At 66.5% G+C, this 25,843-nt stretch carries 22 protein-coding genes; 19 read left to right on the top strand and 3 right to left on the bottom strand.

The window, feature by feature from the left end:
* Nucleotides 1–3: 3 nt before the first annotated feature.
* Together tssB and tssA are read right to left on the bottom strand one after the other, a co-directional pair.
* Nucleotides 4–519, bottom strand: a complete 516-nt coding sequence (tssB, locus tag ACWKWX_RS18985; RefSeq protein ID WP_483828563.1) for a type VI secretion system contractile sheath small subunit — start codon at nucleotides 517–519, stop codon at nucleotides 4–6.
* A gap of 88 nt (nucleotides 520–607) precedes the next feature.
* A complete protein-coding gene (gene tssA, locus ACWKWX_RS18980; RefSeq protein ID WP_416421580.1) occupies nucleotides 608–1,615 on the bottom strand; it encodes a type VI secretion system protein TssA in 1,008 nt (335 codons plus the stop codon).
* A 333-nt stretch (nucleotides 1,616–1,948) separates the two neighbouring features.
* On the opposite strand from tssA, the gene tagH reads away from it, so the two are divergent.
* The 12 genes from tagH to tagQ all read left to right on the top strand — a co-directional run bounded on the left by tagH (nucleotide 1,949) and on the right by tagQ (nucleotide 18,823).
* Nucleotides 1,949–3,232, top strand: coding sequence for a type VI secretion system-associated FHA domain protein TagH (tagH, locus tag ACWKWX_RS18975; protein ID WP_483828562.1), 1,284 nt, complete (start codon nucleotides 1,949–1,951; stop codon nucleotides 3,230–3,232).
* 47 nt (nucleotides 3,233–3,279) lie between these two features.
* Nucleotides 3,280–3,765, top strand: coding sequence for a type VI secretion system lipoprotein TssJ (gene tssJ, locus ACWKWX_RS18970; protein WP_483828561.1), 486 nt, complete (start codon nucleotides 3,280–3,282; stop codon nucleotides 3,763–3,765).
* Nucleotides 3,766–3,780: 15 nt separating this feature from the next.
* Nucleotides 3,781–5,115: a type VI secretion system baseplate subunit TssK gene (tssK, locus tag ACWKWX_RS18965; protein WP_483828560.1), complete on the top strand. Its 1,335-nt coding sequence runs from the start codon at nucleotides 3,781–3,783 to the stop codon at nucleotides 5,113–5,115.
* 6 nt (nucleotides 5,116–5,121) lie between these two features.
* Nucleotides 5,122–6,402 carry a DotU family type VI secretion system protein gene (locus tag ACWKWX_RS18960; RefSeq protein WP_483828559.1) on the top strand — a complete coding sequence of 427 codons (1,281 nt, stop codon included), beginning with the start codon at nucleotides 5,122–5,124 and terminating at the stop codon, nucleotides 6,400–6,402.
* Nucleotides 6,399–9,902 (top strand): type VI secretion system membrane subunit TssM, encoded by a 3,504-nt coding sequence (gene tssM / locus ACWKWX_RS18955; protein WP_483828558.1) that lies wholly within the window; start codon nucleotides 6,399–6,401, stop codon nucleotides 9,900–9,902. The genes ACWKWX_RS18960 and tssM overlap by 4 nt, the downstream gene beginning before the upstream one ends.
* Nucleotides 9,899–10,552 (top strand): type VI secretion system-associated protein TagF, encoded by a 654-nt coding sequence (tagF, locus tag ACWKWX_RS18950; protein WP_483828557.1) that lies wholly within the window; start codon nucleotides 9,899–9,901, stop codon nucleotides 10,550–10,552. Before tssM ends, tagF begins: the two co-directional genes overlap by 4 nt.
* Nucleotides 10,553–11,281 (top strand): PP2C family protein-serine/threonine phosphatase, encoded by a 729-nt coding sequence (locus ACWKWX_RS18945; protein WP_483828556.1) that lies wholly within the window; start codon nucleotides 10,553–10,555, stop codon nucleotides 11,279–11,281.
* A 13-nt stretch (nucleotides 11,282–11,294) separates the two neighbouring features.
* Nucleotides 11,295–14,228: a serine/threonine-protein kinase gene (locus ACWKWX_RS18940; protein ID WP_483828555.1), complete on the top strand. Its 2,934-nt coding sequence runs from the start codon at nucleotides 11,295–11,297 to the stop codon at nucleotides 14,226–14,228.
* Between the two features lie 2 nt (nucleotides 14,229–14,230).
* A complete protein-coding gene (locus ACWKWX_RS18935) occupies nucleotides 14,231–14,932 on the top strand; it encodes an ABC transporter ATP-binding protein (protein WP_416427501.1) in 702 nt (233 codons plus the stop codon).
* Nucleotides 14,932–16,113, top strand: coding sequence for an FtsX-like permease family protein (locus tag ACWKWX_RS18930; protein ID WP_483828554.1), 1,182 nt, complete (start codon nucleotides 14,932–14,934; stop codon nucleotides 16,111–16,113). The genes ACWKWX_RS18935 and ACWKWX_RS18930 overlap by 1 nt, the downstream gene beginning before the upstream one ends.
* Nucleotides 16,114–16,135: 22 nt before the next feature.
* The gene (locus ACWKWX_RS18925) at nucleotides 16,136–17,809 is read left to right on the top strand and encodes a formylglycine-generating enzyme family protein (protein WP_483828581.1); all 1,674 of its coding nucleotides are present in this window, start codon (nucleotides 16,136–16,138) and stop codon (nucleotides 17,807–17,809) included.
* A gap of 87 nt (nucleotides 17,810–17,896) precedes the next feature.
* The gene (gene tagQ / locus ACWKWX_RS18920; RefSeq protein ID WP_416421589.1) at nucleotides 17,897–18,823 is read left to right on the top strand and encodes a type VI secretion system-associated lipoprotein TagQ; all 927 of its coding nucleotides are present in this window, start codon (nucleotides 17,897–17,899) and stop codon (nucleotides 18,821–18,823) included.
* A 344-nt stretch (nucleotides 18,824–19,167) separates the two neighbouring features.
* On the opposite strand, the gene ACWKWX_RS18915 is transcribed toward tagQ, so the two are convergent.
* Nucleotides 19,168–19,722, bottom strand: coding sequence for a hypothetical protein (locus ACWKWX_RS18915; protein WP_483828553.1), 555 nt, complete (start codon nucleotides 19,720–19,722; stop codon nucleotides 19,168–19,170).
* 437 nt (nucleotides 19,723–20,159) lie between these two features.
* On the opposite strand from ACWKWX_RS18915, the gene ACWKWX_RS18910 reads away from it, so the two are divergent.
* From ACWKWX_RS18910 to ACWKWX_RS18880, 7 genes are read left to right on the top strand one after another with little or no spacing between them, the layout of a single operon-like run.
* Entirely contained in the window at nucleotides 20,160–20,996 is an 837-nt protein-coding gene (locus ACWKWX_RS18910; RefSeq protein WP_483828580.1) for an ABC transporter ATP-binding protein, read from the top strand.
* A 38-nt stretch (nucleotides 20,997–21,034) separates the two neighbouring features.
* Nucleotides 21,035–22,021, top strand: a complete 987-nt coding sequence (locus ACWKWX_RS18905; RefSeq protein WP_483828552.1) for an ABC transporter substrate-binding protein — start codon at nucleotides 21,035–21,037, stop codon at nucleotides 22,019–22,021.
* 27 nt (nucleotides 22,022–22,048) lie between these two features.
* Nucleotides 22,049–22,825 carry an ABC transporter permease gene (locus ACWKWX_RS18900; protein ID WP_416421592.1) on the top strand — a complete coding sequence of 259 codons (777 nt, stop codon included), beginning with the start codon at nucleotides 22,049–22,051 and terminating at the stop codon, nucleotides 22,823–22,825.
* On the top strand, nucleotides 22,825–23,589 hold the full coding sequence (locus ACWKWX_RS18895; RefSeq protein ID WP_483828579.1) for an SDR family oxidoreductase: 765 nt from the start codon (nucleotides 22,825–22,827) through the stop codon (nucleotides 23,587–23,589). Before ACWKWX_RS18900 ends, ACWKWX_RS18895 begins: the two co-directional genes overlap by 1 nt.
* Before the next feature lie 13 nt (nucleotides 23,590–23,602).
* Nucleotides 23,603–24,142 (top strand): cupin domain-containing protein, encoded by a 540-nt coding sequence (locus tag ACWKWX_RS18890; protein WP_416421594.1) that lies wholly within the window; start codon nucleotides 23,603–23,605, stop codon nucleotides 24,140–24,142.
* A 4-nt stretch (nucleotides 24,143–24,146) separates the two neighbouring features.
* Entirely contained in the window at nucleotides 24,147–25,022 is an 876-nt protein-coding gene (locus tag ACWKWX_RS18885; protein WP_483828551.1) for an alpha/beta fold hydrolase, read from the top strand.
* Complete coding sequence (locus ACWKWX_RS18880; protein ID WP_416421596.1) at nucleotides 25,019–25,843, top strand: IclR family transcriptional regulator; 825 nt, start codon at nucleotides 25,019–25,021, stop codon at nucleotides 25,841–25,843. Before ACWKWX_RS18885 ends, ACWKWX_RS18880 begins: the two co-directional genes overlap by 4 nt.

The following is a 25,843-nucleotide window of genomic DNA, read 5'->3' as shown; positions in this document are numbered from 1 at the left end:
TGATCAGGTGTTGGGCTCGGAGTCGCTGGGCTTCGGCGCACTGGCCAGGGCCTGCAGCAGCGCCGGGTCCTGGATGGCCTTCATGATCACGTCTTCGGCGCCGGTCTTGCCGTCCATGTAGGTCAGCAGGTTGGCCAGTTGGGTGCGGGCCTCCAGCAGCTGGTTCAGGGCATCGACCTTGCGCGCCACGGCGGCGGGGCTGAAGTCATCCATGCTTTCGAAGGTGATGTCCAGGCTCAGGTTGCCCTCGCCGGTCAGCTCGTTGGGCACGTGGAACGCCACGCGCGGCTTCATGGCCTTGAGGCGCGAGTCGAAATTGTCGACGTCGATTTCCAGGAACTTGCGCTCGGCGACCGGCGCCAGGGGTTCCTCGGGCTTGCCGGCGAGGTCGGCCATCACGCCCATCACGAACGGCAGCTGGACCTTTTTCTCGGCGCCGTACAGCTCGACGTCGTATTCGATCTGCACGCGCGGGGCGCGGTTGCGCGCAATGAACTTCTGGGAACTGGTAGTGGCCACGTTGCTCCTCCTGGTCGCCTGGGCGATGTGTTGAGGTCATGGCCTGCCAAGGCAGCCGGCCACTGACGATACGACGAGGTCGACGACGCTACTCGGCGTCGGGACCGCGCAAATTTTCGAACTGGGACATGCCGTCGGGAATCAGGTTGCGCACGATGGCCGCGAAGTCCGCGCTGACCAGCTGCCGCGCACGGTTCAACAGCACCGGCACCGGGCTGGAAGGCTCATGGCGGGCGTAGTAGTCGAGGATGCGCTGCAGGCTTTGCAGCACGTCGTCGCGGGTGGTGATGTCGGCATTGGCGCGAGGCGCCGCTGGCAGGTGATGCACCTGGGCGCTGGTGGCCGGGCCGTCCGCTTCAGCGGCGTCTGGCGCTTGCTGCGGCGTGCCACCCAGAATCTGTTGCGCCAGTTTCAGCGGCCGATCGAGGGCGCCCAGGTCGACACCCTGGGCCACGCCCAACTGGTCCGCTACCTGCTGCTCGATGCCAGCCAGGGCCTGGCGCGCATCATCCAGCGCCTGGCGGGTGGCCTGCAGCTGTTCGGCATCACTGTCCTGCAAGGCGCCGCGCAACTGGTCGGCGCCCAGGCTCTCGCCCTGGAAATGCTGGAGGCCGCTGGCATTGGCGGCGGCGCGCAGGCTGATGCTGCCGAACGCGCGGGAGCGCACCAGGGGGGTATCGCGCAGCAGGTTCAGGGTGGTGTCGCTGGCCAGCCCCATCAGCGCATTCAGGCGCAGGGTGGGGTCATTGTCGTCGTCGGCGTCCAGCAGCGGGTGCAGTTGCAGCCAGTGGTCCGCCAGCAGCCGCTGCACCAGTTCGAGCACGTCGGCCAGGCCGCGCAGCCCTTCCACGGCAAGCGCGCCCTGGAGCAGGAAATGGCAGATGCGCAGGTCTTTGCTGCGCTGCAGAAGTTGTTCGCTTTGTTGGCTCAGTTCACGCCATTGAGGCGGCTCGGCGGCAAGTACGGCGTCGCCCATGATGCGCTCGGGTTGCCCAAGTGCGGCCCGTTCCAATTGCAGGAATTGCGGGTCGTACTCCAGGTCTTCCCCACAGGGGAATTCCTCGGAAACAGGGGTGAGCAGGCGCGCGACATCCACCAAGTTTGATCTCCTTATCGCCCGCTGGTGTGCGGGTTAATGGCACGGAAGTTCCAGTATCGAAATCGAACTGTTCTGCACCAATATGAACTCGGCGATATCACCGAGCCACTACCACATTGTAGAAAGTCCGACATTTTTGGTGTAGTTAATAGGCGTTGTCAAGGTAAGCTATGGCGCCTCGCTACTAGCCGTCATGCAGTTTGGCAGGGCCGATAAGAATCAAAACTGACACAAAATGCGGATTTTTCGCGCAATAAAGCGATTTTTTCGCCGAAAAATGCGCGTTTTCCCAACGCACGGATGCAGCGCGCACGGCAGCATGGAGCCATAATGCCACTACGGTTAACTATTACCAGTTATCACAAGATCACGCCGGGACAATGTTCGGAAGTGATGCTGGACAGTGGCGTCTTGAAGATTGGCCGCGCAGTAGATAATGACTGGATATTACCGGACCCCGAGCGACTGATATCATCTAGCCACTGCTGCGTGCAATATAGAGAGGGCCATTACTTCATCACTGATAACAGTACAAACGGAGTGGAACTTGCAACCTCATCCATCCGTTTGCGCAGAGGAAACAGTGAACGCCTGAGTGATGGCGAAGTTATCCGTATTGGTGACTATGAAATACTGGCAACTATCACCCATGAACCTCCACGGAACAGTGGAAGTGTTTCCCCTGGTGCCGAGCCACTGAGCTTTGAGGCCCTGCTGGGCGCCCAGGCGCAGCCTGCGGCAGCCGTGCGGGTGCCGCCGCAATTCGAGCATGCGGCAGCCAGCGACACTTTGCCCGACCTGTTCGATTTTCTTGCACCGGCACCGGTGGCAGCGGCCACGCAACCGGACCATGTACCGGCCCAGCAGCATGACTTCCGCCCCCCGGCCCCCACGCCACCAGCGCCTGCACAACCGGCGGCGCTGATTCCCGAGGACTGGGATCTGCTGGGCACGGCGCCTGCACCCGCGCCACAGCCTGAAGCTGTAGCCCCCGTACCGAACAACGACGTTGCGCCGGCCACCGCTTCTGACCTGCTGCAAGCCTTCCTGCAGGGCGCCGGCCTGGCCCACCTGCGCATAGACCCCCAGCAAGCCGCAGCGCAGATGGAAAGCCTGGGCCGTAGCTACCGCCTGATGGTGGAAGGCCTGATCGATGTGCTGCGCGCCCGGGCCAGCCTCAAGGGCGAATTCCGCATGCAGCAGACACTGATCCAGCCGTTGGAAAACAACCCGCTCAAGTTCGCCCCCAACGCCGACGAGGCGCTGCTGTTGCTGCTGCGCCACGGCAACCAAGCGTTCATGGCGCCGGACCAGGCTATCGCCGACAGCTTCGACGACCTGCGCGCCCACCAGCTGGCGGTGATGGCCGGCGTGCAGGCGGCTATCAGCCAGCTGCTCAAACGCTTCGAACCTGCCGCGCTGGAGGCCCGCCTGGAAAATCCCGGCGGCCTGGCGGGGCTGCTGGCGGGCTCGCGGCAGGCGCGCTACTGGCAGCAATTCACCGAGCTTTACCAGCAGATTGCCGGCGAGGCCGAGGACGATTTTCAAGACCTGTTCGGCCGCGAATTCAGCCGCGCCTACGAGGAACACAGCAGCCGCTCGCGTCGGCGCTGAGCAACACCAGGATCACACGGATACGACGTTGTCATTGAGGACACAGGATGAGGATCAGCGTTTTACTGGCTGCTGCGGCGATCTTGCTGCTGGCGGCCTGTGCCAGGGACCCGGCCCCCGCCCCCGCTATTGCGGACAAGGCTGCCGCGCCCCTGGTACTGCACCTGCAGGCCATCGCCGTGCTCAACCCTGGTGCTGACGGTACGCCCGCGCCGGTCCGCGTGCGCCTGTACGAGCTGAAAAACGCCGCGGTGTTCAGCCGTGCCGACTACTTCGCGCTCGCCGACCGCGCCCAGGCCACCCTGGGTGGCGACCTGCTGGACCAGGACGAGGTGCTGGTGCAGCCCGGTGAATACCGCAAGGTGACCCGCCAGCTCAACCCTGCAACCCGCCAGCTCGGCCTGGTGGTGGGCTACCGCGCGCTCGACCAGGCGCAATGGCGCGAGGTGATCGCCGTGGCGCCCGGCGCCGGCGGCGAGTTGCAGATCAGCCTCGACGTCAACGCGGTGCGCAGCGCCGCCGTCGTCCCTTAATCCGAAGGAGTACCCATGTCCTGGAACAATCGAGTGGTGTGGTCGGAGGGGATGTTCCTGCGCCCGCAGCATTTCCAGCAGCACGACCGCTACCTGGAAACCCTGATCGACGCCCGCAGCCGGCCCTTCGTGGCAGGCAGCTGGGGCTTTTCCGAACTGCTGGTGGACCAAGCGTTGCTGGGCCAGGGCAAGCTGGCAATCCTCAGTGCCCGCGGCCTGCTGCCCGACGGCACGCCGTTCAACATACCCGCCGATGACCCGGCCCCGGCGCCGCTGGACATCGACGAACAACTGCGCGACGGCCTCGTGTACCTGGCCCTGCCACTCAAGCGCGCCGGCGTGCGCGACACTGTCGACGAAGGCGAGAGCAGCGTGGCGGCCCGCTACCAGAGCCAGGTGCGCGAGGTGCGTGACGACAACTCGCCGTTCGAGAACCGCGCCCCGGTGGCCGTGGGCAGCCGTGCCCTGCGCCTGCTGACCGCCCAGGACGGCCTCGACGACCATGCCGCCATCGGCGTGGTGCGCGTGGTGGAAAAGCGCGCCGACCGCGCGCTGGTGCTGGACGAGCGCTACATACCGCCGGTGCTGGACGTGGCCGCCAGCAAGGTGCTGGGCGGCTTCACCCGCGAGTTGCTGGGCCTGCTGCACCAGCGCGCCGAAGCCCTGGCCGGCCGCGTGGTGGCCAGCAACGCCGGCGGCGCCTCGGAAATCGCCGACTTCATGCTGCTGCAACTGGTGAACCGCGCCCAGCCATTGATTGCCCACCTGGCGCGCCTGAGCCCGCTGCACCCCGAGCGCCTGTTCAGTGAACTGGTGAGCCTGGCCGGTGAGTTCGCCACCTTCGCCAGCGAGGCCCGGCGCCCGCAGGAATTCGCGCTGTACCAGCACGACAACCTGGCCTTGAGCTTCGAGCCGGTGATGCAGGCGCTGCGCGCGGCGCTGTCGATGCTGATGGACAGCAAGGCCACGCCTATCCCGATCGTCGAGAAAGCCTACGGCGTGCACGTGGCCATGCTGGCCGACCGCACCCTGATCGACAACGCCAGCTTCATCCTGGTGGTGCGCGCCGACGTACCCGGCGAGACCCTGCGTGGACGTTTCGCCCAACAGAGCAAGGTGGGCTCGGTGGAGCACATCCGCGACCTGGTCAACCTGCAACTGCCAGGCATCGGCCTGTTGCCGTTGCCGGTGGCGCCACGCCAACTGCCCTACCACGCCGGTTCCACCTACTACGAACTGGATCGTGGCAGCGAGCACTGGCAGCAACTGCGCCAGTCGGGCGGCTTCGCGTTCCATATTGCCGGGCAGTTCCCTGGCCTGGACCTGGCCTTCTGGGCGATTCGAGGTTAACCGGCCATGCACGACGACCGCACCATGATCATGCCGCGCCCCGGTGGCCGCGGCGCGCCCGCAGGCGGCCAGGAACCGCCGGCGCTGCAAGTGCCCAGCGCGCCGATACTCGACGCCCAGGCCCAGGGGCTCAACCCCCTGGAGCAGGCCGCCGGCCCGCTGCTGACGCTGCTGACGCGCCTGCGCAACACCATCGCCCACCCGGCGCCCGCCAGCCTGCGCGCGCAGCTGCTGACCTGCCTGCGCCAATTCGAAGAGCGCGCGCAAGCGGCAGGCGTGCCGCGCAACGACGTGTTGCTGGCCCGCTACGTGCTGTGCACGGCGCTGGACGAAGCGGTGCTGAGCACGCCATGGGGCAGCGCCAGTGACTGGGGCAAGCAGAGCCTGCTGATCACCGTGCACAACGAAGCCTGGGGCGGCGAGAAGGTGTTCCAGCTGCTGGACCACTGCCTGCAAAGCCCGCGCGAGCGCCTGCCGCTGCTGGAGCTGCTGTACCTGTGCCTGTGCCTGGGTTTCGAAGGCCGCTACCGGGTGATGCATGACGGGCGCAGCCAGCTCGACGCCCTGCGCGAGCGCACCAGCGCCGCCATCCGCAGCGCCCGTGGCGAGCACGAGCGCGAGCTGTCGCCGCACTGGCGCGGCGCCCCGGCCAGCCGCGACCGTCTGGCGCAGTTCCTGCCGCCGTGGGTGGGCCTGGCCATTGCCGTGGCCGTGCTGCTGCTGTTGCTGCTGGGCCTGCGCCTGATGCTAGCCGCCGACGCGGAGCCAGTGTTCAAGCATATCCACGCCCTGGGCGAAATCCCGGTGCAGGCCATCGACCGCCCGGCCCAGCAGCCCAAGGTGGTGGAACGGCCGCGCCTGGCCGGCTTCCTGGCCGACGACGTGCGCGCCGGCCGGGTGGCCGTGGAGGATGCGGTAGACCGCTCCATCGTCACCATTCGCGGCGACGAACTGTTCCCGTCGGCCAGCGCCAGCATCAAGGACGATTTCCAGCCGCTGATGCTGCGCATCGCCGAGGCCATCGGCAAGGTCAAGGGCCGCGTGCTGGTCACCGGCCACAGTGACAACCGGCCTATCGCTACCCTGCGCTTCCCATCCAACTGGAAGCTGTCCCAGGCCCGTGCCGAAGAAGTCCGCCAACTGCTGGCCGCGCGCACCGGCCAGCCCGAACGCTTCAGCGCCGAAGGCCGCAGCGACACCGAGCCGCTGGCCTCCAACGCCACCGCCGAGGGCCGAGCGCGTAACCGCCGGGTAGAAATCACTGTGTTTGCGGAGGGGGTCGAGTGAAGGCCGTGCTTGCGTTTGTAGTGCGCTGGGTCATCCCGGTGCTGGGCCTGCTGGCCTTGAGCCTGGTGATCTGGTTCGTCGGCCCGCTGCTGGAGTGGCTGGTGCCTGAAGGCCGGCGCTGGGCGCTGATCATCCTGCTGTTTGCCGCGTGGCTGGCGTACCGTACCTGGCGCCTGGTGCAGGCCCGGCGCCAGGCCGCCAAGGTGCTTGCCAGCCTGGCCGCCGACACCGCGCCAGACCCGGCCAGCGTGGCCACCGCCGAAGAACTGGCGACGCTGAAGGCGCGCATGGCCGAAGCCCTGGCGCTGCTGAAGAAAGCTCGCCTGGGCGGCGACGAGAAGCGCAGCCTGTACGAGCTGCCCTGGTACGTGATCATCGGCCCGCCCGGCTCGGGCAAGACTACCGCCCTGCTCAACTCCGGGCTGAATTTCCCCCTGGCCGCGCAGCTGGGCGCCGGCGCTGTGCAGGGTGTGGGTGGCACGCGTAACTGCGATTGGTGGTTCACCGACCAGGCCGTGCTGCTGGACACCGCTGGCCGCTACACCACCCAGGACAGCCACGCCGCGGTCGACAAGGCCGCCTGGCTGGGCTTCCTCGACCTGCTCAAGACCCAGCGGCCACGGCGGCCGGTGGATGGCGCCTTCATTGCCATCAGCCTGTCCGACCTGCTGCTGGCCAGCGAGGCCGAGCGCGCCGCCCACGCCGCGGCCATTCGCACGCGCATCCAGGAGCTGTACAGCCAGCTGGGCGTGCGCCTGCCCATCTACCTGACCCTGACCAAGCTCGACCTGGTGCCGGGCTTCATGGAGTTCTTCGACAACCTGAGCAAGGAAGAGCGCACCCAGGTGTGGGGCATGACTTTCGCGCTGGACGACGGCAGCAGCGGCGACGGCCCATTGAGCCAGCTGGACAGCGAGTTCCAGGGCCTGGAGCTGCGCCTGAACCAGCGCCTGGTGGAGCGCCTGCAACAAGAACGCGACCCCGCGCGCCGCGACCTGATCTATGGCTTCCCCCAGCAGTTCGGTGCGCTCAAGGCTACGTTGCGAGACTTCCTGCAGGCGGTGTTCCGTCCCAACCCCTACGAAGCTCGCGTGCTGCTGCGCGGCGTGTACTTCACCAGCGGCACCCAGGAAGGCAGCCCCATCGACCGCCTGATTGGCGCCATGGCCCAGAGCATGAACCTGGACCGCCAGCATCTGGCGCGCCAGACCGGCACGGGGCGCAGCTACTTCATCCAGCGCCTGTTCACCGACGTGGCCTTTGCCGAGCGCGGCCTGGTCGGCAGCAACCCGGCCGTGGAACGACGACGCAAATGGCTGGCCCGTGGTGCGCTGGCCGCCAGCGTGGCGCTGGTACTGGTGGTAGGCGGCCTGTGGGTTGCCAGCTACCGGGCGAACCAGGCCTACATCGCCCAGGTCGATGCCCGCGTGGCCCCGCTGGGCCAGGCCGTGCAGGCGCTGACACCGGCACAACGCGAGGTGCTGGCGGTGCTGCCACTGCTCAACGCCACGCGCCACCTGGCCGACGACCCACCCAACTGGGCGCGTGGCCTTGGCCTGTACCAGGGTGACATGCTGGAAAGCGAAGCCAGCAGCCTCTACCGCAAGCTGATGGTCGCGGTGTTCGCCCCGCGCCTGGTGAGCCGGGTTGAAGAGCAACTGCGCAGCGGCGGCACTTCAGACTTTCTCTACGAGGGGCTCAAGGCCTACCTGATGCTGGGCGACCATGCCCACTACGATCCTGCCTTCATCAAGGCCTGGGTCAGCCTGGACTGGGAGCAGCACCTGCCACGCGACCTGGCCGCCGACCAGCGCCAGGCGCTCAATGAGCACCTGCAAGCCCTGTTCGAGCGCCAGCCGCCCGATGCCCGCCTGGACGCGCGACTGATCGACGACCTGCGTCGCCAACTGCAACAGCTGCCCGTAGCCCAGCGCGTGTACGACCGGGTCAAGCGCCAGCCACTGCCTGCCGGGGTCAGTGATTTCCGCCTGAGTGATGCGGCCGGGCGCGATGCCGCCCTGGTGCTGGTGCGCAAGAGCGGCAAGCCCCTGGGCGAGCCCTTGAGCGGGTTCTTCACCGCCAAGGGCTACCAGCAGGCCTTCCTGCTCAGCAGCCTGAACCAGTCCAATGCCCTGGCCGAGGAGCAATGGGTGCTGGGCCTGGACCCGGGGCAGCAGCAGGACGCCATCGGCCTGGCCGGCGAGGTGCGCCGGCTGTACCTGCAGGACTACATCCGCCAATGGGATGCCCTGCTGGCTGACATCGACTTCGTGCCGGTGACCAACGTCGCCCAGGCCGCAGACGTACTGCGAGTGATCTCGGGGCCTACCTCGCCACTGAAAAAGCTGCTGCAGGCCGTAGCCCGTGAAACCGACCTCGGCCAGCTGGACAAGGCCGTGGCCGCGCAGGCCGCACCGGTGGAAAACAACGTCGACAAGCTCAAGCAGAAGCTCGGCTCGCTGGTGGGCCAGGCACCTGCAACGACCCCGCAAGCGCCCGCGGCACAGGAAGACCTGGTGACCGCGCACTTCGCCGAACTCAATGCCCTGGTGGGCAAGGGCAATGGCGACCCCGCCGCCATCGATGTCCTGCTGGCCGACCTCAACGCCCTGTACGTGCAGGTCAGCGCCATGGTCGGCGCCAGCGGCGACGCGCTGCTGGGCGAGGCCAAGAACCAGGCCAGCGCTGCGGCCGCACGGGTCAGCCTGACTGCCGAGCGTGAGCCGCCGGTGGTACAGGGGCTGGTCAAGTCGGTGGTCAGCGCCACCACCAACAGCATGATGGGTGGCGTGCGCAACCAACTCAACGCCGCCTGGGCCAGTGAGGTGGTGAACGTGTACCGCCAGTCCCTGGCCGGGCGCTACCCGCTGGTGACCGCCAGCAGCCGCGACGCCACGCTCGACGACTTCGGCCAGTTCTTCGGCGTCGGCGGGGTCATGGACAGCTACTTCCGCAAGTACCTGCAACCCTACGTCGACACCTCCGCAGCCACCTGGCGCTGGCAGCCGGGCGCGGCGCAGCGCCTGGGCATCACGCCGGGCGTGTTGCAGACCTTCCAGCGCGCGGCGTCGATTCGTGATGCCTACTTCCGCGCCGGCGGCACCCAGCCGGTGGTGCGCTTCGAGCTCAAACCGGTGGCCATGGACAGCAGCATCACCCAGTTCAACCTCGACCTGGATGGCCAGCAGCTCAGCTACGACCACGGCCCCAGCCGCCCCACCGCGCTGCAATGGCCGAACCCCAACAGCGTTGGCGTGGTGCGCCTGGCCATCGAGCCGCCTGCCGCCAGCGGCCGTTCGGGCATGACCCTGGACGGGCCATGGGCGTGGTTCCGCCTGCTGGAGCAATCGGACCTGAGCAGCGCCGGTTCGCCCGACCGCTTCACCCTGCGCCTGCGCGTGGACGGCGCCAGCATCTCCTATGAACTGCGCGCCAACAGCGCCTTCAACCCGTTCAACAACCGCCTGGTCGCAGGCTTCAACCTGCCGGAGCGGCTATGAACCCAGTGGGCTTCTACGGCAAGCTGGCCAGCCGCGGTGACTTCATCAGCCGCGCCCTGCCGCCCGCTTTCATCAGCGCCTGGGACGCGTGGCTGGCCGCTGGCCTGCGCGCCAGCCAGGCCGAGCTGGGCGAAGGCTGGCTGGACGCGTACCTGGTCAGCCCGCTGTGGCGCTTCCTGCTGGCGCCCGGCGTGTGTGGCGAACAGGCAATGACCGGCGTGCTGATGCCCAGCGTCGACCGCGTAGGCCGCTATTTCCCGCTGACGGTGGCCATGGCGCTGCCCGGCGATACCGACCTGGCCGCCGTGGTCGGCGGCGAGCAGGGCTGGCATGAACAGGTGGAAAACGCCCTGCTCGACACCCTGGAACCGCACGCGGAACCGCAGCATTTCGAAGCCGCGCTGGCCGCACTGCCGCCACTGGCACTGACCCCGTCGCTGCCTGACAACGACTTCGCCGGCCTGCGCCGCAGCCACGCTGACACGCCGCAGGCGCGCCAGGCCACGCTCGGGCAATGGGCCTGCCTGGGCGCCAGCCTGTGGTGGGGCAACGGTTCGCAGCGGGTGGCCCCAGGCCTGCTGCGCTGCCAGGGCATGCCGGCCAGCGAGGTGTTCACCCGCTTCCTGCACAGCCAGGGAGGCGCGCTGTAGATGGCCGCCCTTCCCGTCCAGCACATTCAAAGCGCCAGCTACAGCCATGTGGGCATGGTGCGCCAGGTGAACGAAGACGCCTGCCTGGACCTGCCCGACAGTGGCCTGTGGGCGGTGGCCGACGGCATGGGTGGCCACGCCGCGGGCGACTATGTCAGCAGCCTGATCATCGACGCCCTGCGGCGCATTCCCGGTTCGCCATCGCTGCCGGTGTACTGCAACGCCCTGCGCCAGGCACTGGCCGAGGTCAACACCCTGGTGCGCGACCAGGCGCAGCTGCGTGGCGTGGGCATGATGGGCAGCACCGTCGTCACCCTGGCCATGCGTGGTAGCCAGGGCATGTGCCTGTGGGCTGGCGACAGCCGCCTGTACCGCCTGCGCGGTGGCCAGTTGAGCAGTATTTCCCGCGACCACAGCTACGTGCAGGCGCTGGTGGACAGCGGCCTGCTCAGCGAAGCCGAGGCGCGCCTGCACCCGCGCGGCAACATCGTTACCCGCGCCCTGGGCGTGGCCAATGACCTGGAGCTGGACAGTGCCTTCCTGCACATCCTGCCCGGCGACACCTACCTGCTGTGCAGCGACGGCCTGACCAAGACCGCCGAAGACCACGAGATCCGCGACGTGCTGTGCCACAGCGACGCCTACGCCGTGGTCCGCAGCCTGGTGCACCTGGGCCTGACCCGCGGCGCCCCCGACAACATCACCGCCGTCGTCATCAAGGCCAGCTGAAGAACCCTGAACCATGCAGATCACTATTCCTGGCTACGACATCCACGGCGAAATCGGCGAAGGCGCGATGGCCAGCGTGTACCTGGCGACCCAGCGTTCGCTGGAGCGCAAGGTGGCGCTCAAGGTCATGGCCGCGGCACTGGCCGCCGACGCCACCTTCTGCGAGCGCTTCCTGCGCGAAGGCCGCACCCTGGCACGCCTCACCCACCCCAACACCGTGACCATCCACGACATCGGCAATGTCGGCGAGCTGTACTACATGGCCATGGAATACTTGCCCAACGGCACTCTCAAGGACCGCCTGGCCCAAGGCCTGGGGCCCGAGCAGGGCTTGCCGTACCTGCGCCAGATCGCCTCGGCGCTGGGCTATGCCCACGCCCAGGGCCTGGTGCACCGCGACGTGAAACCGGCCAACATCCTGTTCCGCGCGGACGGCACGGCAGTGCTCTCGGACTTCGGCATCGCCAAGTCCCTGGACGACCGCACCCAGTTCACCCAGGCCGGTTTCGCCGTGGGCACGCCCAGCTACATGAGCCCGGAGCAGGCGCGCGGCCAGGAGATCGACGGCCGCGCCGACCTCTACGCGTTGGGCGTGGTGCTCTATGAAATGCTGGCGGGCAAGCTGCCGTACGTGGGTACCGATGCCCTGTCCACGGCGCTCGCGCACCTGACCCAACCGCTGCCGGAATTGCCCATCGCCCAAGGCCGTTACCAGCCGATCCTCAGCCGCCTGCTGGCGAAGGACCCCGCCGAGCGCTTCGCCGATGCCCATGCGCTGCTGGCCGCCCTGGACGAACTGGACCGGCAGCCGGATAACGACGCCACGCGCATCCGCCCGGTGATCAGCGCACCTTCGCTGGCCGGCCTGGAGCCGGTGAGCATCGACATTCCCCAGGCTGCTCCTGCCCCTGCCCCCGCCGAACCACCTGCCGTGTTGCCAGGGAAAAGCAAGCGCCCGGTGCTGGCCCTGAGTGCCATCGCCGTGGCCGTGCTGCTGGCCATCGGCGGCGGTGGCTACGCCCTGCTGGGTGGCGGCAAGACCAAGGCGGCCGCCGAGCCCGCCGCGCAGGTGGCGCCCCCGCCACCGGCCGTTGCCGCCGAACAGGACGGTGGCAACCGACCGCTGCTGATGGCGGGCAAGAAAACCCTGTTCCAACGCATTCTCAGCAAGCCTGGCGCCAGCCTGGCAGCCGAACCCGGCGCCAAGGGCGGCAAGGCGCTGCCAGCGTTCTCGGTGCTCTATGTGTACCAGCGCAAGGCTGTCGATGGCGTTGAATGGCTGCGGGTGGGCGCAGGCACCGAAGGCCACAGCGAAGGCTGGCTGGCCGCCGGCCAGGTCAGCGACTGGAAGCAGAGCCTGGTGCTCAAGTTCACCGAGCGTTCGGGCCGCGCGCCAGTGATGTTCCTCAACGCTGCCAGCAGCGTTGAACGCCTGCTGGCCGACCCTGCTGCCGCCCGCCGCGCCCTCACGCAGGCCCAGGCGGGCCAGGGCGATGGCAAGTTGCTGCTGGCCCTGGAGCCAGGCGCCAGTGCTATCCCCCAGGACAAGTTCTACCTGCTGCCCATCTTCGACTCGAAGGAAAGCTTCGATGACAACGGCCAGCCGGTACAACTGCTCAACGTCGCCTCCATCGACCCGGGCACCAACGACGGGCCAGCGGCCACGGCCAAGACCGACGCCTTCCGCACGGCCGTGGTGCTGGTGGTGGACACCTCGGTGTCGATGCAGCCCTACATCGACCAGGTCACCGCCGTGGTTCACGAACTGCAGAGCCAGATTGCCCAGCGCGGCGAGCTGGATAACGTCAGCTTCGGCCTGGTGGGCTTCCGCAACAACCTCAGCAAGACCCCGGGCCTGGAGTATCTGGCCAAGACCCTGATCCCCCTGGACCAGGGCCGTGACCCGCAACGCTTCCTGGACCTGGCCCGGCAGGTGAAAGCCACCACGGTGTCCAGCCAGTCGTTCAACGAAGACGCCTTTGCCGGGGTGATGCAGGCCGTGCAGGGCATGGACTGGGCGCCGTACGGCGGCCGGCTGATCCTGCTGGTAAGCGACGCCGGCGCACTGCGCAAGGCCGACCCGCTGAGCAGCACGCACATGAACGAGGCCGAAGTCCGCCAGGCAGCGCTGAACAAGCAGATCAAGATTTTTGCCTTGCACCTGCGCACCGACGCCGGCAAGAACAACCACGCCTCCGCCGAGCAGCAGTACCGGGTGCTGACCGCCGACGCCAACCCGCAGATCGGCGATCTCTACGTGCCCATTCCCGGTGGCGACGTGCAGCGCTTCGGCGAGCGCGTCAGCGAGATCGGCTCGGTGTTCGCGCAACTGGTGCATCAGGTGCGCAGCGAATCGCCGGCAGTGCCGCTGCTGGCCAAGTCACCGAGCCTGAGCGATAAATCCGCCGCCATCGGCTACGCCATGCACATGGATTTCCTTGGCCACCGCGCCGCCAACCGCGCCCCCCAGCTGGTCAGCGCCTGGACCGCCGACCGCGACCTGACCAACCCGGCGCTGCCGGCGTTCCAGGTGTGCGTGCTGCTGACCAAGCTGCAGCTCAACGACCTGCAACAGTCGTTGAAGCTGATCGTCGACGCTGCGCGCAAGACCCAGACTTCACCCAAGGACTTCTTCCAGGAGATCGCCAGCGCCAGCGCCTACATGAGCCGCGACCCCTCGGCACTGCGCAGCGGCGCCAACCTGGCCGACGGCGGCGTGCTGGGCGAGTACCTGCAAGGCCTGCCCTACCGCAGCAAAGCCCTGACCATGACCCAGGATCTGTGGTTGTCGCTGTCGGTGGCCGAGCAGCAGGACTTCATCGACGAGCTGGAATCGAAGATCCAGCTCTACGAAACCTTCCACAACGACCTGGCCAACTGGGTGCGCTTCGGCGACGCCGAGCCGGGTGACGCGCTGTACCGCGTGCCACTGTCGACGCTGCCATGATGATGCTCGACCTGCACGAGGTGCGTACCACGCGCGGCCAGGGCGCCCAGCGCTACAGCCTGGAAATCGAGCGGCTGCAGCTGGCTGCGGGTGAGCAGTTCGCCCTGGTGGGCCCCAGCGGGTGCGGCAAGAGCACCCTGCTCGACCTGCTGGCCCTGGTGGCGGCCCCGGAGCACGCTGCGCGCTTCCAATTCTGCGGGCAGGACGTGCGCGGCCTCTGGCGCGCCAACCAGCAGGACCGCCTGGCAGACCTGCGCAGCCGCCACCTGGGCTATGTGCTGCAGACCGGCGGCCTGCTGGGCTTCACCAGCGTGCGCGGCAACATCAGCCTGCCGCGGGCACTGCTGGGGCTGCCCGAGGACGGCAGCGTCGAGCGCCTGGCCGAGCAGCTGGGCATTGCCGAGCAGTTGGGCAAGAAGCCGGCGCAATTGTCCGTGGGCCAGCGCCAGCGGGTCAGCTGCGCCCGCGCCCTGGCCCATGGCCCTCGCTTGCTGCTGGCCGATGAGCCGACGGCGGCACTCGACCCGCTCAATGCCGAGCGGGTGATGCAACTGCTGTTGGCCCAGGCCAGTGCACAAGGCGCCACGCGCCTGATTGCCACCCACGACGAACAATTGGCCGAACGCTGCGGCCTGCCCATGTTGCGCCTGGCGCTGGTGCGCGACAGCGACGGCGGCGTGACCGCACGCCTGGAGCACGGCTGATGCGCGCCGCCCTGATCATGACGCTGGCCTGGCAGGACTTCCGCGACGAGTGGCGGCTGTCGCTGTGCGCGGTGCTGGCGCTGGTGGCCGTGATCGCCCCCTTGCTGTTGTTGTTCGGCCTCAAGTTCGGCCTGATCGGCGGGCTCACCGAGCGCCTGCAACAAGACCCGGCCACGCGCGAAATTATCCCGCTGGCCGGTGGCCGCTTCAGCGCGGCGGACATCGCTGCGCTGGCTGCGCGCCCCGACGTGGCGTTCGCTTTGCCGCGCACCCGGCAGATCGCCGCCACCGCCGACCTGCTTGATCCCCAGGGCAAGACACTGCCGGTGGAGATGATCCCTACCGGCGCGGGCGATCCGTTGCTGGGCAGCATCGCGGCGCCCGCAGGCCTGACCGATGTCCTGCTGAGCCAGACCACCGCGCAAAAACTCGGCGTCCATGCCGGGCAAGCGGTCGATGCCTTGATCACCCGCCAGGACGCAGGCCAGGTGCAGGTCCGCCGCCTGACCCTGCTGGTGAAGGCTGTGCTGCCCATCAGCGCTTTCCAGCGTGACGCCATTTTTGCTCCCCTGGCCTTGCTGGAAGCCGCCGAGGATTACCGCGATGGCCGCGCCGCGCCCGCCCTCGGCTGGCCCGGCAGTGCGGCAGGCAACGCCCGGGTTTACCCGGCGTTCCGCCTGTACGCCCGGGACCTGGCTGCCGTCGAGCCGCTACGCCAGTTCTTCGCCCGCCAGGGGTTGGTCGTGGCAACTCAAGCCAGCGCCATCGAGCAGGTCCAGGCACTGAGCCAGCGGCTCTCCACGGTGTTCTGGCTGATTGCCGGGCTCGCCTGCGCCGGCGCTTTTGCCGCCATCGCTGCCGGCACCCTGGCAGCGGTGGAGCGCAAGCGCCGGGCATTGTCGGTCCTTCGTTTGCTGGGGCTGCGCACCGGCGCGTTGCTCGGTTTCGTCTTGGCGCAGGCGCTGTACAGCGCCTTGCTGGCCGCCCTGCTCGCCGCGCTGCTCTACGGCCTGGGCGCCAGCCTGCTCAACCACCTTTTCGATCAACTGGCCAGCCACTTGCTGCCAGCCCACCTGGCCGTCGCCCTGCTGGCGATTGTGCTGGTCAGCCTGCTCGCGGCCACCGCCGGCGGCTGGCGCGTGACCCGCCTGCAGGCCGCACAAGGAATTCGCGATGTTTAGACACTGGGCCTTCGCGGCGCTGATGGTGGCCAGTTCGCTAGCCATGGCCGACGACAACAAGTTCGACAACCCCAAGCCGCTGCCCGATGACGTCAGCCTGCCGCTGCCCTGCGACGGCGAAATGGTGTTCCGTTATGTCTACGTGCTGGCCAACGGGCCGCTGGACGACCGCGAGATCAACCTCGGCTACCCGTTCAGCGAGGGCGAGGCCGGCTACAAACAGTCGTTCATTTCCGGCTACCGCCGCGACTACATCAACGGCCAGTTCACCCTCAATGACCTGGCGGCGGACTGGCGCAAGACTCTCACCCCGCTACTGCCCAGGAACGGCCCCGGCAACCCGCTGAAGCCGATGCTGTATTTCATCGGCAAGTACGAGGTCACTGCCCGCCAGTACGCCCAGGTAATGGCACAGGCGCAATCACTGGCCAGCGGCGAGGCGCCCCCAGCCTGCGAGGCCGATGCTGCCATGACCGGGCGCCTGCCCAAGGTCAGCCTGTCGCACTTCGAAGCGGAACGTTTCGCCGCGGTGTACAGCGCGTGGCTGATGAAATACCACCGCGAGTTGCTGCCTGTGAGCGGTCGCGGTACCAGCGCCGAAGACGGCGGCCTGGGCTTCGTGCGCCTGCCTACCGAGGTGGAATGGGAGTATGCCGCCCGTGGCGGCCAGGCGGTCAGCCGCCAGGAACTGGAGGGGCGGCTGTTCCCCCGCCACGCCGAAGGCAGCGATGAAGATGGCCCGCTTTCTGACTATGCCGTGTTCAGCCAGGTCGCTGGCGGCACCGGGCAAGGCGCGCGGCTGATGCCGATTGGCACCAAGTTGCCCAACCCCATCGGCCTGTTCGATGTGATCGGCAACGCCGCCGAAATGGTCCAGGAGTCCTTCCAGCTGGTCAGCGCCGGACGCCGCCAGGGCACCTACGGCGGCTTCGTGGTCAAGGGTGGCAACTACCTCGAAGGCGAGATGACCTTGTTCACCGGCATGCGCCGCGAGTACCCGCTGTTCGCCGCCGACGGCACCGAGCAGCGCAACGAGACCACCGGTTTCCGCGTGGCCTTGGGCGCCCTCGCCGCGCCGCGTTCGCGCTACAGCGAGCTGTTTGCCCAGTGGCAAAAAGAAGGCCGGCTGGCTTCGCTGACCGACGCCATCGACGACGCCCAGGACCCGACCAAGCGCCTGGACAGCATCATCGCCGCCAGTGTCGACCCTCGCCTGCAGGCTGAGCTGGGGCTGGTCAACGAAGAGCTCAAGCGCAACGTCTCGCTGATCGCCAAGCAGCGCGAGGAAGCCGCCGGCAACCTGATCCAGTCCTCGGCCCTGGTGGCCGAGACCATCAATAACTACAACATTCGCCTGACCAACCTGCGCACCACGCGTGAAAAGGCGTTGGCCATGAAGGACCAGGCCAGCGCCGACCTGCTCGGCTCGGCCATCGACAACGGCCGCAGCGCGCTGGATGGCGCCGTGGCGATCTACATCGACAACCTGGCCACGGGCACCCGTTACACCGACGCGGTAATCCAGGCGCAGTTTCAACGAGTCAAGGAAGAACTGGGGCGCAAGCCGGTACTGGGCAAGAGCCTGGTAGCACGCGCCACATTGTTCGTCACCCACGTGGGCCAGTACCGCAAGCAACAGCGGGCTGACCCCGAGGTGATTTTGAAGGAACTGCTCGCCCAGGCTGGCAAGAAGTAAGCCGGGCCCACGAGCGAGCGAACAAAGGGTGGGCAGCCATGGTGGCAGCCCGCCGCAACAGCTAAACCAAAGGAAGAGACACTTATCATGCGTTCGACCCTCAACACCTTTACTGCCGCCAGCGCCCGCCGCAGTGCACTGCTGATCGCCACCAGCTTCACTCTGGTACTGGGCGGCTGCGCCAGCGCGCCAACCTCCAAGGTGGCGCAGACCACCAAGGTCGAGTACTACCCCACCTGCTACGAGCCGGTAGAACACCTGCGCAGCACCAACTCGGACATGACCAAGTCGGTAGCAACCGGCGCGGTGGTGGGCGGCCTGCTGGGCGGCGTGACCGGCGCCCTGGCTGGCGACAAGGAGAAGATGGGCCGCAACGCCGCCATCGGCGTGGCCGGCGGTGCACTGGCCGGCGGCGCAGTGGGTTACTACACCCAGAAGCAACAGCAGATCACCGACGACAAGCAGCGCATCGGCTCCTACGCCACTGACGTCGACAGCAGCACCCAATCCCTGGACCGCAACATCGCCTACGCCAAGGCCTCGCAGACCTGCTACCAGGCCGAGTTCGATCGCCTGATTTCGGCTCGCAAGGCCAAGACCATCAGCGACACCGAAGGCCGTCGTCGCCTGGCCGAGATCGTCTCGGGCCTGCGTGAAAGCAACCAGTTGATCGTGGCCGCCAACGGCAAGGCCACCCAGGACGTCGACTCCTACTCCCAGGCCTATGAGAAAGACCTGCAACAGGTAGGCGTGCAGCGCCAGGACGTGGTCACCGTGGCCACCGCCGACAGCACCTCGGTAGTGCCGACCAAGGCCAAGACCAAGGTCAAAGTGAAGAAGCCCGCTCCAAGCAACGTGCCTACCCAGGCCGTGAGCACCGAGAAGAGCCTGCAGAACGCCCAGGCCAAACAGGCTGAAGGCAAGCAAGTGGCCGCCAATGGCCAGAGCCTGATGGCCAAAGTGTGCAGCAGCCCGGACATGGGCGACTGGGCACCGGACAGCTGCAAGGCTTGAGCTGACGCAGGCTAGACCTAGGCCCCCAGCTGCTTCAGCGGCTGGGGGCTTTTCTTTACCTGGGATTTGGGATTTAGACCGGAGTGTTCCACGTGGAACGTGCGCTTGACCGTTGAAACTGTCAGTTACTCCTTCGGCGAGGCGCTATTGCGATTCGGCTTGACTATTTTTCGTCCACCCGTAGGATTGCGTGCAGATAGATGTGCCCGGGGACTTGCTGCTCAGTCATGCAAGGAATTCTATTGGCCGACCCCTACGGGGGGCTCCAGACACCACTGGTTTAAAGAGCACCCGAAACTTTCTTCTGCGAAAAGCCACTCCTCGGAGTGGCTTTTTTGTATGCCTCATTTTCTGGTTTTCACGCGCGGCAACTGCCCTGTGTAGGCCACCGTCTTGACCAGCACCTGAAATGGGATGCTGTTGACCCTTCCTGCTACAGGGGGACGACTTCGGTCATAGGGATGCACGGTCTTGATCCACATCATGATTCCGGGCACGAGCAATTCATGTTTATCGACGCTGAAAGCGACCTTGATCCTTTGGTGCTCACGCCACTCCACAACGATCCAGTTCTCCACCCCATGGCGGAAATTTTTACCGAAAACGCATGGTTGCGCTCGCCACTTGGAAATCCATGCCACCAGCAAAAAACTCAGATGGTACCGGACGGGACATAGGACCCTTAACTCGCCTCTTTCATCATGGATAGGTACGAGACCAGCCAGCGACTCATCATGCCCAGGTTTCCGCCTGTAGCAGTGGCTCTTGAAACGACACTCCGCAACGATGTGTTGGCAGTCGGCCAGATTCAATTTCAGGACCGTTGAGGCCAGATGAGCAAAATCATAGGTCGCGCCTCCATGGGTAAAAGGCGCGGGATGGTTTTGGAATGCGTGCACTACCTGTCCTTATCAAGCCGTCCTTGGCGGTCATGAGCAGGCCACTGCGGCCTGCCCCGACAAGATTCTAAGGGCCAGTACGTAAGCTTGATCGAAGATTTTCAAGTCAAAAATTGTCGATCCGAGCAGGCCATAGCCACGGCATTTCATTAGCGAAACAAGCCATCAAAACGCCGCTATCGCCGACGTTACCGGAAAAAGCACTCTTTTCTCGCAGTTACACACCGCGCGCACAGCCAGTGTGCAGATCCGTGCCATATAGAAAACCGTGTTTTACCTGTGGAACGCTCACAAATTAACCACACGCATCTAACAATCTAATAAATAACGGTTTTTTCAAAAATCTAGTGGGGAAACGCTGCTGGCATTGTTCATGCACTAAACGTCGTATCACCTATAAAACAGACCAGAGAGCTTCCCCAATGGCTGTGAAAGAGATGTACGCCGTTACCCCGCAATGGAACCAGCAAGCTCCCAAGGAAGACCTGGAGCCGACCGAGATCGAGTTTCGCCAGGTCGGCAAGTGCTTCCCGGCCAAGGGGAAGGCTGACGCGCCGTTCGCTATCCGCCAGGTGAATTTCAAGATTCGCCGTGGCGAGGTGGTGTCGATCATCGGGCCGTCCGGCTGCGGCAAGAGCACCATCCTCAATATGGGTTCGGGCCTGTACCGCCCCAGCGAAGGCGAAGTCTTCGTGGGGGGCGAAGCGGTGACCGGGCCGGTGCGCAAGGTGGCGTTCATGCTGCAGAAGGACCTGCTGATGCCTTGGCGCAGCATCCGCCGCAACGTGGAGCTGGGCCTGGAGATTCAGGGCATGGCCAAGGAGCAGCGCAAGGTCATCGCCGAAGATCTGCTCAACCGCTGCCACCTGCAAGGCTTCGCCGACCACTACCCCTTCCAGCTGTCGGGCGGCATGCGCCAGCGCGCGGCGCTGGCCCGCACCCTGGCCATCGACCCGCAGGTGCTGTTCCTCGATGAGCCGTTCTCGGCCCTGGATGCGCAGACCAAGATGATCCTGCAGCAGGACCTGGCGCAGATGCTCTACCAGGAGAAGAAGACCGCGCTGTTCATCACCCACGACCTGGTGGAGGCCATCGCCATGTCCGACCGCCTGCTGGTGATGAGCGCCCGCCCCGGCACCATCGTCGAGGAAATCGTGGTGGACCTGCCCTTCCGCAACAATCCGCTGGAGCGCCGCAAGCTGCCGGAGATCGGCCCGCTGGCCGGGCGGCTGATGGAGCTGCTGAAGGTCGGCGAAGACACCGAACTGCATTGATCAACGCCTCACGGCCATCACCCGATTCAGGAGCACGCATGTTCAAGTCCCTGTTCACCACCACGATCCTCGCCGCCGGGCTGGGCCTTGCGGGCCTGGCCCAGGCGCAGACGGACGTCACCTACCTGCTGCCGGCGCCGCCGACCTTGCCAGCCTTCGCCCCCTGGGTGATTGCCAAGGAAAAGGGCTACTACAGCAGCAAGGATCTGAACGTCACCTTCATCGCCGCCAAGGGCGGGGTCGACGTGGCCAAGCAGATCGGCGCCGGCAACGCGCTGGTGGGCGGCGCCATTGGCGATACGCCGATCGTGGTGCGCGCCAACGGCATTCCGGTGCGTGCGGTGGCGGTGCTGGGCGCGGGCGGCGTGACCATGATCGCCACCAACGCCGACGCCCACGTCAACTCGATCACCGACCTCAAGGGCAAGACCCTGACGGTGATGTCCTACTCCGACACCACCTACTACGCCCTGCTCGCCTCACTGCGCAAGGCCGGGCTGGGCAAGGACGACGTCGACGTGCAGGCGGCCGGCCCGGCGGGCGTGTGGCAGCTGTTCTCGGCGAAGAAGGCCGACGCCATGGCCGGTGTCGCCGACTGGGTGGTGGACGCCGAGGACGCCGGGGTGAAGGTGAAGATGATCCCCCAGGACCAGGTGTTCGAGAGCATGGCCCAGGCCATCCTCGCCTCTGACGACGCCATCAAGCACCACCCCGACGTGGTGCGCGGCGTGGTGCAGGCCACCCTGGAAGGCATGCGCGACATCATCCAGGACCCGCACGCCGCCGCCGTCACCTTCGCCAAGGCGGTGCCCGCCTACGCCGGCAAGGAAGCGGCGCTGGAGCGCACCTTCAAGCTGTACGTCGACAACGTCTATGCCCACCAGGCCGTGCTCGGCCAGGTCGACCCGGCCCGCCTGGACAAGGTGCGCCAGTTCTACGTGAGCGAAGGCATCGTCGCCAAGGAGCCCAAGCTCGAAGACCTCTACACCAACCAGTTCATCGATACCACGACGGCCGCCAAGTAGCCGCGGGATAAACACAGGTAGCCCTTGATGAGAAGTCTGAATTCCTCCGTGCTGGGCAGCTTCGCCCTGCTGATTGTGTTTTTGCTGGCCTGGCAGTTCGGCCCCGGGCTGCTGGGCATGCCCGAGTTCGTCCTGCCCCGGCTGAGCCGCGTGGCCCAGGAAAGCCTGGCCATGTGGGGCAGCAGCAGCCTGCTCAAGCACACCCTGATCACCGCCTTCGAAATCATCGTCGGCTTCGGCCTGGGCGCGCTGCTGGGCGTGATGATCGGCGTGTCCCTGGGCCTGTCGCCGTCGGCCGAGGCGATGCTGTCGCCGTACATCCTGGCGTTGCAGATTGCGCCGAAGGTGGCCTTCGCGCCGCTGTTCGTGATGTGGCTGGGCTACACCATCTACCCCAAGATCCTGATCGCCATCCTGATCGTGTTCTTCCCGGTGATGATCAACGTGCTGTCGGCGATCCGCACCGTGGACCCGGACATGATCAACCTGGTGCGCACCATGAACGCCAGCCGCTGGCAGATCTTCCGCCTGGTGGAGTTCCCTTCGGCCATGGCCGCGCTGTTCTCCGGCCTGCGCATCGCCTCCACCCTGGCCGTCATCGGCGTCACCGTCGGCGAGTTGGTGGGCGGCAACCAGGGCCTGGGCTTCCTGCTGGTGGACGCTGAAGGCCAGGGCAACACCAGTGGCGTGTTCGTCGCCATTGTCATGCTCACCCTGATCGGCGTGCTGGCCTACGGCGCGGTGGTATGGGCCGAGAAGCGCGTGCTGCATTACCTGCCCAAAGCCATGCTGAGTACCAAATGATGAAACCTTCCATTCGACTGCTTGAGGGCCGCCGCGTGCTGGTCACCGGTGGCGCCCGCGGCCTGGGCCTGGCCTTTGCCGAAGCCATTGCCCGCGCCGGCGCGCGGGTGGTAATCGCCGACATTCTTGCCGACCGCGTGCAGCAGGCCGCCGCCGAGCTGCAGGCCATGGACCTGGACGTCACCGGCCTGGTGGTGGACCTCGCAGACCCGGCGTCCATCGACGCCTGCGTGGCCGCCGCCACCCAACAACTGGGCGGCCTGGACGGCCTGGTGAACAACGCGTCGGTGACCAACTCCGGCGGCAAGACCTGCGAAGAGCTGGACATCGACACCTGGGACACGGTGATGAAGGTCAACGTGCGCGGCACCTGGCTGATGACCCGGGCCTGCCTGCCGGCCTTGCGCCAGAGCGGCCACGGCGCGGTGATCAACCTGGCCTCCGACACCCCGCTGTGGGGCGCCACCAACCTGCTGGCCTATGTCGCCAGCAAGGGCGCCGTCATCGCCATGACCCGCAGCCTGGCCCGCGAGCTGGGCAAGGACAACATCACCGTCAACGCCATCGCCCCCGGCCTGGTGCTGGTGGAAGCCACCGCCTACGTGCCCGAGGCACGCCACCGCCTGTACACCGAGCAGCGCGCCATCCAGCGCGCGCAGTTGCCCGAGGACGTCAGCGGCGCGGTGATCTTCGCCCTTTCCGACCTTGCCCGTTTCATTACTGGACAAACCCTGCCGGTCAACGGCGGGTTCGTCATGCCCTGAGAAGGAGACAGCCGTGACTGATCTAGCCGCACAACAACAAGCCCCGAAAAGCTGGGAACGTCCTGAAGGCGCCAGCCTGGAAGCCTGGATGCAAACCCGCATTGCCCGTTACGAGACGCGCAAGTACGACTGGAACGCGCTGAAATTCCAGGCCGACTACGACCCCAAGTACCGCCGCGCGCAAATGCGCTACATCGGCACCGGCGGCACCGGGGTGAGCACCGACATGAACACCATTCCCTCGGAGAACTTCACCTTCTCCACCATGGTGATTCCTGCCGGCCACGAAGGCCCGTCGCACCTGCACACCGACGTTGAAGAGGTGTTCTTCGTGCTGCGCGGCAAGCTCAAGGTGGTGATCGAGAAGGACGGCGAGCGTTACGAAACCATCCTCACCGACCGCGACGTGATCTCGGTGCCGCCGGGCGTGTACCGCGAGGAAATCAACATCGGCGACGAAGACGCGCTGATGTGCGTGATGCTCGGCGCCAAGAAGCCGATCACCCCGACCTACCCGCCAGAGCATCCTCTGGCCTCGATCAAGCGCGGTTGACGCCATGTTGCACGCCACTGAACAGCTCGACCCCAGCACCGAACTGCAAGGGCTGCTGGCCAGCCGCTTCCCCCAACAACTGCTGAGCGTGCCCGGCGGCCAACAGGCGGTGCGCACAACCGGCAGTGGCCCGGCCGTGGTGCTGCTGCACGGCATCGGCTCGGGCGCGGGCTCCTGGCTGGAAGTGGCGCTGCAACTGGGCCAGGGCGCCCGGGTTATCGCCTGGGACGCCCCTGGTTATGGCGAGTCCACGCCGCTGGCGCCTGCCGCGCCGCGCGCCGAAGCCTATGCCGAGCGCCTGCTGCACACCCTGGCTGCACTGAACATCGAACGCTGCGTGCTGGTGGGCCATTCGCTGGGGGCCATCACCGCCGCCGCGTTTGCCCGCCTGCACCCCACGCGCGTCAGCCGCCTGGTGCTGCTGAGCCCGGCGCGCGGCTACGGCGACCCTGCCCGCGAAATCCAGCGCCAGCAGATCCGCAGCAAACGCATCAGCACCCTGGAATCCCTGGGCATCGCGCAAATGGCTGCCCAACGCAGCAGCGCCATGCTCTCGCCACGGCCCACCGCCAAGGCGCTGGCCTGGGTGTGCTGGAACATGTCACGCCTGAATCAACATGGTTATCGCCAGGCCATCGAGCTGCTGTGCGGCGACGACCTGCTGCGCCACGCCCCGCTGCCAGTGCCCTGCGAAGTGCACTGCGGCGAGGCCGACGCGATCACTGCCCCCGAAGGCTGCCTGACCCTGGCCAAGGCCCTGGGCGCCAGCTTCAACCTGATCGCCGACGCCGGCCACGCCAGCCCTATAGAACAACCCGCCGTGGTGGCAGGCCGCCTGGCCTTCGCCCTCAAGGAATCTTTGACAGGTAGTGCCCAATGAACGACTCAGATCTGAACAAGGACGCCCAGGACAAATACATTGTCCCGGGCCTGGAGCGCGGCCTGTTGCTGCTGTGCGAATTCAGCCGGCAGAACCGCACCCTCACGGCGCCGGAATTGGCGCGCCGCCTGGAGCTGCCGCGCTCGACCATTTTCCGCCTGCTCACCACGTTGGAAACCATGGGCTTCGTCAACCGCAGCGGCAACGAATACCGCCTGGGCATGTCGGTGCTGCGCCTGGGCTTTGAATACCTGGCGTCGCTGGAACTGACCGAGCTGGGCCAGCCGCTGCTGGCGCGCCTGTGCGACAAGCTCAACTACCCCAGCAACCTGGTGGTGCGCGACGGCCGCTCCATCGTCTACGTGGCCAAGGTCTCGCCGCCGTCGGTGTTCTCCAGCGCGGTCAATGTCGGCACCCGCCTGCCCGCCCACGCCACCGTGCTGGGGCGCATCCTGCTGGAAGACCTGAGCCTGGCCGAGCTGCGCGAGCTATACCCCGAAGAACACCTGGAGCAGCATTCGCTGTGCACGCCCAAGACCGTGCTGGACCTGTTCAACCTGGTGCAGGCCGACCGCCAGCGTGGCTACGTCAGCGGTGAGGGCTTCTTCGAATCGGCGATCTCCACCGTTGCCGCGCCCGTGCGTGACCACAGTGGCTGCGTGGTGGCAGCGCTGGGCGTGACCATTCCGACCACGCAGATCGGCCACGTCAACTTCGAGGAAACCCTGGCCCAGGTGCGCCGCAGCGCCGACGAACTGTCGCGCCTGCTCAACTACACCCCCGGCCATGGCAGCCGCGTCACTGCGCTGATGAGGGATTGA

It is taken from the genome of Pseudomonas imperatae, assembly GCF_057128625.1.
The sequence above is the reverse complement of the archived record's forward strand: the minus strand, read 5'-3'. Positions and strand labels throughout refer to the sequence as shown.

What these genes read in the sequence shown, in the direction of transcription:
- tagH (WP_483828562.1), top strand. Translation starts at nt 1,949, where the DNA reads ATGCCACTACGGTTAACTATTACCAGTTATCACAAGATCACGCCGGGA.
- tssJ (WP_483828561.1), top strand. Translation starts at nt 3,280, where the DNA reads ATGAGGATCAGCGTTTTACTGGCTGCTGCGGCGATCTTGCTGCTGGCG.
- tssK (WP_483828560.1), top strand. Translation starts at nt 3,781, where the DNA reads ATGTCCTGGAACAATCGAGTGGTGTGGTCGGAGGGGATGTTCCTGCGC.
- ACWKWX_RS18960 (WP_483828559.1), top strand. Translation starts at nt 5,122, where the DNA reads ATGCACGACGACCGCACCATGATCATGCCGCGCCCCGGTGGCCGCGGC.
- tagF (WP_483828557.1), top strand. Translation starts at nt 9,899, where the DNA reads ATGAACCCAGTGGGCTTCTACGGCAAGCTGGCCAGCCGCGGTGACTTC.
- ACWKWX_RS18945 (WP_483828556.1), top strand. Translation starts at nt 10,553, where the DNA reads ATGGCCGCCCTTCCCGTCCAGCACATTCAAAGCGCCAGCTACAGCCAT.
- ACWKWX_RS18940 (WP_483828555.1), top strand. Translation starts at nt 11,295, where the DNA reads ATGCAGATCACTATTCCTGGCTACGACATCCACGGCGAAATCGGCGAA.
- ACWKWX_RS18935 (WP_416427501.1), top strand. Translation starts at nt 14,231, where the DNA reads ATGCTCGACCTGCACGAGGTGCGTACCACGCGCGGCCAGGGCGCCCAG.
- ACWKWX_RS18930 (WP_483828554.1), top strand. Translation starts at nt 14,932, where the DNA reads ATGCGCGCCGCCCTGATCATGACGCTGGCCTGGCAGGACTTCCGCGAC.
- ACWKWX_RS18925 (WP_483828581.1), top strand. Translation starts at nt 16,136, where the DNA reads ATGGTGGCCAGTTCGCTAGCCATGGCCGACGACAACAAGTTCGACAAC.
- tagQ (WP_416421589.1), top strand. Translation starts at nt 17,897, where the DNA reads ATGCGTTCGACCCTCAACACCTTTACTGCCGCCAGCGCCCGCCGCAGT.
- ACWKWX_RS18910 (WP_483828580.1), top strand. Translation starts at nt 20,160, where the DNA reads ATGTACGCCGTTACCCCGCAATGGAACCAGCAAGCTCCCAAGGAAGAC.
- ACWKWX_RS18905 (WP_483828552.1), top strand. Translation starts at nt 21,035, where the DNA reads ATGTTCAAGTCCCTGTTCACCACCACGATCCTCGCCGCCGGGCTGGGC.
- ACWKWX_RS18900 (WP_416421592.1), top strand. Translation starts at nt 22,049, where the DNA reads ATGAGAAGTCTGAATTCCTCCGTGCTGGGCAGCTTCGCCCTGCTGATT.
- ACWKWX_RS18895 (WP_483828579.1), top strand. Translation starts at nt 22,825, where the DNA reads ATGAAACCTTCCATTCGACTGCTTGAGGGCCGCCGCGTGCTGGTCACC.
- ACWKWX_RS18885 (WP_483828551.1), top strand. Translation starts at nt 24,147, where the DNA reads ATGTTGCACGCCACTGAACAGCTCGACCCCAGCACCGAACTGCAAGGG.
- ACWKWX_RS18880 (WP_416421596.1), top strand. Translation starts at nt 25,019, where the DNA reads ATGAACGACTCAGATCTGAACAAGGACGCCCAGGACAAATACATTGTC.